We start from the raw sequence: 5,756 nt of genomic DNA, 5'->3' as shown, positions 1-5,756 counted from the left end.
TATAAAGCAAAAAGCCCCGTTACATTGCTGTACCGGGGCTTGAGGTTCTTACTTCTTACAACTACTACTTATTACTAATCAGTAGTCAAGCAGCAAAGAGGAAATAAATAAGGTTGGCGGCTACCTACTCTCCCGCTTGTGACAGCAGTACCATTGGCGCTACGGGGCTTAACTACTCTGTTCGGAAAGGGAAGAGGTGAACACCCGCGCTATAACCACCATTATTGTGCTTGGTTGTTGCCAACCGTTGAAGCTGACGATTTCAGCTTTGTTATTTTAAGTTCTTTGTCTAGTATCTAGTATCTAATTACTAATATCTAGCTACTAACGTCTAATAAATTGACACAAGATAAGAGGGAATAAACTGGTTTGTAGAAGCTAAGTAAAGGGTAGACTAAGGTTATCAGGAAAGTTTACGGGTAATTAGTACGGCTCAGCTATGGTATTTCTACCTTTACACCTGCCGCCTATCAACGTTATCATCTTTAACGACCCTTCAAAGAAATCTCATCTTCAGGTGAGTTTCGCACTTAGATGCTTTCAGCGCTTATCTCTTCCAAGCGTAGCTACCCTGCGCTGCAACTGGCGTCACAACAGGTCCACTAGCGGCTTGTCCAACCCGGTCCTCTCGTACTAAGGTCAGGTCCTGTCAAATTTCTTACGCCCACAACAGATAGGGACCGAACTGTCTCACGACGTTCTGAACCCAGCTCGCGTGCCACTTTAATCGGCGAACAGCCGAACCCTTGGGACCTTCTCCAGCCCCAGGACGTGACGAGCCGACATCGAGGTGCCAAACCTCCCCGTCGATATGAGCTCTTGGGGGAGATCAGCCTGTTATCCCCGGCGTACCTTTTATCCTTTGAGCGATGGCCCTTCCATGCGGAACCACCGGATCACTATATCCGTCTTTCGACCCTGCTCGGCTTGTCGGCCTCACAGTCAAGCACCCTTCTGCTATTGCACTCTACGCACGGTTACCAAGCGTGCTGAGGGTACCTTTGAAAGCCTCCGTTACTCTTTTGGAGGCGACCACCCCAGTCAAACTACCCACCAAACACTGTCTCCGTTTTCCAGATTAGGCGCCAAGCAACTCAAGGGCCGTATTTCAACGTTGGCTCCACGATGCCTAGCGACACCGCTTCATAGCCTCCGGCCTATCCTACACATGAGTTACCCAGCGTCAATGTTAAGCTATAGTAAAGGTGCACGGGGTCTTTCCGTCCCGTTGCGGGTACTCGGCATCTTCACCGAGACTACAATTTCACCGAGCTCACGGCTGAGACAGCGCCCAGATCGTTACACCATTCGTGCAGGTCGGAACTTACCCGACAAGGAATTTCGCTACCTTAGGACCGTTATAGTTACGGCCGCCGTTTACTGGGGCTTCGATTCAATGCTTCGCCTTGCGACTAACATCCCCTCTTAACCTTCCAGCACCGGGCAGGTGTCAGACCTTATACTTCATCTTTCGATTTCGCAAAGTCATGTGTTTTTGTTAAACAGTCGCCTGGGCCTTTTCACTGCGGCTTCTCTTATTGCTAAGAGGAAGCGCCCCTTCTCCCGAAGTTACAGGGCCATTTTGCCGAGTTCCTTGGCCGTGATTCACTCGAGCGCCTGAGGATGCTCTCCTCGACTACCTGTGTCGGTTTGCGGTACGGGTTGTCTTATCTTTAAACGTTTAGCGGGTTTTCTTGGAAGTCGGATTAGGACCATTATCCCGTTGGCCGAAGCCGCTGGGTACTATCACCTTTCATCATCTCCGGCGGATTTGCCTACCAGAAATATAACTACGGGCTTCAACGTACTATTCCGTCAGTACGCAGGTCTTTCACTCCTCCGTCACCACATCACTAGATAAAACAAGTACGGGATTATTAACCCGTTAGCCATCGACTTAACCTTTCGGTGTTGCCTTAGGACCCGACTAACCCTGAACCGATTAGCGTTGTTCAGGAAACCTTAGTCTTGCGGCGGGCAGGTTTCTCACCTGCCTTATCGTTACTTATGCCTACATTTGCTTTTCTTATCACTCCAGCATCCATTACCAGACACCTTCTTCGTAATAAGAATGCTCCCCTACCACAGAATAAATTCTATCCATAGCTTCGGTAATATGCTTGATGCCCGATTATTATCGATGCCCTGTCACTCGACCAGTGAGCTGTTACGCACTCTTTAAATGAATGGCTGCTTCCAAGCCAACATCCTGGCTGTCAAAGTAACTGAACCTCCTTTGTTCAACTTAGCATATATTTAGGGACCTTAGCTGATGGTCTGGGTTCTTTCCCTCTCGGCCCTGGACCTTAGCACCCAGAGCCTCACTGCCGTGTATATTTTATAGCATTCGGAGTTCGTCAGGATTCGGTAGGATGTGACTCCCCCTAGTCCTATCGGTAGCTCTACCTCTATAAAACTCCACCACGACGCTGTTCCTAAAAACATTTCGGGGAGTACGAGCTATTTCTCAGTTTGATTGGCCTTTCACCCCTACCCTCAACTCATCCAAATCCTTTTCAACGGAAACTGGTTCGGTCCTCCATGTGGTGTTACCCACACTTCAACCTGGTCAAGGGTAGATCACAAAGTTTCGCGTCTACCCCCTCTGACTATGCGCCCTGTTCAGACTCGCTTTCGCTGCGGCTCCGAGCTTTAAAACTCTTAACCTTGCCAGAGAGGCGTAACTCGTAGGCTCATTATGCAAAAGGCACGCCGTCAATCCACTTAGGACCTCCGACCGCTTGTAAGCGTATGGTTTCAGGTTCTATTGCACTCCTTTATGCAAGGTTCTTTTCACCTTTCCCTCACGGTACTGGTTCACTATCGGTCTCTCAAAAGTATTTAGCCTTACCGGATGGTACCGGCAGATTCAGACGGAATTTCTCTGGTTCCGCCCTACTCAGGATACCACTAGAGCTAAAAAGCTTACGCTGACAGGGCTATCACCTTCTCTGGCCTACCTTCCCAGGTAGTTTAGCTTCATTTTTTAGTCTCATCACGTGGTCCTACAACCCCAGCTTTGCCGTAACAAAACTGGTTTGGGCTCTTCCCCGTTCGCTCGCCACTACTTAGGGAATCATTCTTATTTTCTCTTCCTCCGGGTACTTAGATGTTTCAGTTCCCCGGGTTTGCCTCCTTTACAGGATACTTGAGCTTCACTCAAGTGGGTTGCCCCATTCGGAAATCTGCGGATTAATTCGTATGTGCCAATCCCCGCAGCTTATCGCAGCTTATCACGTCCTTCCTCGCCTTTGAGAGCCTAGGCATCCCCCATACGCCCTTACTAACTTTCTTGATTGTTAGTCTACTCTTTACGTATAGTCTATTACTAGACTGAACAGCTTGCGCTGTCCTTCTTCTTTACTTGTTTATTCTCTCTTCTCTCTATGTCAAAGAACTTATTTAGACGTTAGATATTAGACACTGGATGTTAGACATCTGCGCGCTAATAAATCCCGCTAAGTTGTAGTAAAAGCCTGCTGCTCTTACTGGTTTGTTTTCTCTAGTGGAGAATAACGGAGTCGAACCGTTGACCTCCTGCGTGCAAAGCAGGCGCTCTAGCCAGCTGAGCTAATCCCCCTTTTCTTGGTTGTCGGTTGGCAGTTGCTGGTTGTCACTAATACTGACAACTGATAACTGGCAACTGATAACTGTTGGTGGGCCTGCCTGGACTCGAACCAGGGACCTCTACATTATCAGTGTAGCGCTCTAACCACCTGAGCTACAAGCCCGCTTTTAACACGTGTCTTGTACTCCTGTGCCCTCCTAATCCCGCATCACAAGCTTACACGCTTTGTTATTACCACTAAATCTTACTTGTAAAGCTAAACCTGCTGTTTAACCATGTAGCTATTGCCTATAGCAATAACTTTGATGACTTGAATAAAAGAATAAGAATAACAAACACTTTATAGCTAATAATAACTAATCCCTCAGGACTAACTACTCATAACTACCTTAAAGGCGTCTATAACACTATTGCCGTAGCAATAGTCTAAGGTTTGCGGTTCAGCTCCAGAAAGGAGGTGATCCAGCCGCACCTTCCGGTACGGCTACCTTGTTACGACTTAGCCCCAGTTACCAGTTTTACCCTAAACGGCTCCTTAGCGGGTACCGTCTTCAGGTCTCCCTGACTTCCATGGCTTGACGGGCGGTGTGTACAAGGCCCGGGAACGTATTCACCGCGCCATTGCTGATGCGCGATTACTAGCGATTCCAGCTTCATGAGGTCGAGTTGCAGACCTCAATCCGAACTGAGAACGGTTTTTTGAGATTGGCATCCTGTTACCAGGTAGCAACCCTTTGTACCGCCCATTGTAGCACGTGTGTAGCCCTAGGCGTAAGGGCCATGATGACTTGACGTCATCCCCACCTTCCTCACTGCTTGCGCAGGCAGTCTCTTTAGAGTCCCCACCATTACGTGCTGGCAACTAAAGATAGGGGTTGCGCTCGTTGCGGGACTTAACCCAACACCTCACGGCACGAGCTGACGACAGCCATGCAGCACCTTGCTTTGTGCCCCGAAGGGAAGGCCCATCTCTGAGCCGGTCACGCGCATTCTAGCCTAGGTAAGGTTCCTCGCGTATCATCGAATTAAACCACATGCTCCACCGCTTGTGCGGGCCCCCGTCAATTCCTTTGAGTTTCACCCTTGCGGGCGTACTCCCCAGGTGGATGACTTAACGCTTTCGCTAAGACGCGGACTGTGTATCGCCCACATCGAGTCATCATCGTTTACAGCGTGGACTACCAGGGTATCTAATCCTGTTCGCTCCCCACGCTTTCGTGCCTCAGCGTCAGTTACAGCCTAGTAAGCTGCCTTCGCAATCGGTGTTCTTGATGGTATCTATGCATTTCACCGCTACACCATCAATTCCGCCTACCTCGTCTGTACTCAAGCCTAACAGTATCCATGGCAGTTCAACAGTTGAGCTGTTGGCTTTCACCACGGACTTATCAAGCCGCCTACGCACCCTTTAAACCCAATAAATCCGGACAACGCTTGCACCCTCCGTATTACCGCGGCTGCTGGCACGGAGTTAGCCGGTGCTTATTCACCTAGTACCGTCAGTTCCTCTCGCAAGAGTTTTTTCTTCCTAGATAAAAGCAGTTTACAACCCAGAAGGCCTTCTTCCTGCACGCGGCATGGCTGGGTCAGCGTTTCCGCCATTGCCCAATATTCCCTACTGCTGCCTCCCGTAGGAGTCTGGTCCGTATCTCAGTACCAGTGTGGGGGATCATCCTCTCAGAACCCCTAGCCATCGTCGCCTTGGTGGGCCGTTACCCTCACCAACTAGCTAATGGCACGCATGCCCATCTTAAACCAATAAATCTTTAACTATCTTCAGATGCCCTCTAATAGTATCATGCGGTATTAATCCGGGTTTCCCCGGGCTATCCCCCAGTTTAAGGTAGGTTGCATACGCGTTACGCACCCGTGCGCCACTAAATAAGGTATTGCTACCTCATTCCGTTCGACTTGCATGTATTAGGCCTGCCGCTAGCGTTCATCCTGAGCCAGGATCAAACTCTCCATTGTAGTATAATAGATTTCAAAGCTCCGAAAAGCTTCAATTTGTGTAGTCTGACCGCAACGCTCTTTTTAACATAAGACCCCGCTTCAATTGTTGAAGGACTTAATGGTTGAATTGCCTTAACAACAATTTAAACCTTTAACCATCTAACAATCTCGCTTAAAGCACTTATGCGGTTTGCTATTCTTATTTCCTTCTATTCAAAGAACTTTCTTAAACCAA

At 48.7% G+C, this 5,756-nt stretch carries 2 tRNA genes and 3 rRNA genes; all 5 read right to left on the bottom strand.

The annotated features are described in order from the left end of the window. Window positions 1–111: 111 nt before the first annotated feature. The 5 genes from rrf to F0145_RS25940 all read right to left on the bottom strand — a co-directional run bounded on the left by rrf (window position 112) and on the right by F0145_RS25940 (window position 5,539). Window positions 112–223, bottom strand: a 5S ribosomal RNA gene (gene rrf / locus F0145_RS25960). 180 nt (window positions 224–403) lie between these two features. Further along, a 23S ribosomal RNA gene (locus F0145_RS25955) occupies window positions 404–3,294 on the bottom strand. A gap of 212 nt (window positions 3,295–3,506) precedes the next feature. After that, window positions 3,507–3,580, bottom strand: a tRNA-Ala gene (locus F0145_RS25950). 74 nt (window positions 3,581–3,654) lie between these two features. Continuing rightward, window positions 3,655–3,731, bottom strand: a tRNA-Ile gene (locus F0145_RS25945). Between the two features lie 287 nt (window positions 3,732–4,018). After that, window positions 4,019–5,539: ribosomal RNA gene (locus F0145_RS25940) — 16S ribosomal RNA — on the bottom strand. Together the 16S, 23S and 5S rRNA genes with 2 tRNA genes alongside form the textbook arrangement of a ribosomal RNA operon. Window positions 5,540–5,756: the final 217 nt, after the last annotated feature.

The sequence above is a fragment of the Adhaeribacter rhizoryzae genome (genome assembly GCF_008629685.1).
In the GTDB taxonomy this organism is placed as follows: domain Bacteria; phylum Bacteroidota; class Bacteroidia; order Cytophagales; family Hymenobacteraceae; genus Adhaeribacter; species Adhaeribacter rhizoryzae.
The sequence above is the reverse complement of the archived record's forward strand: the minus strand, read 5'-3'. Positions and strand labels throughout refer to the sequence as shown.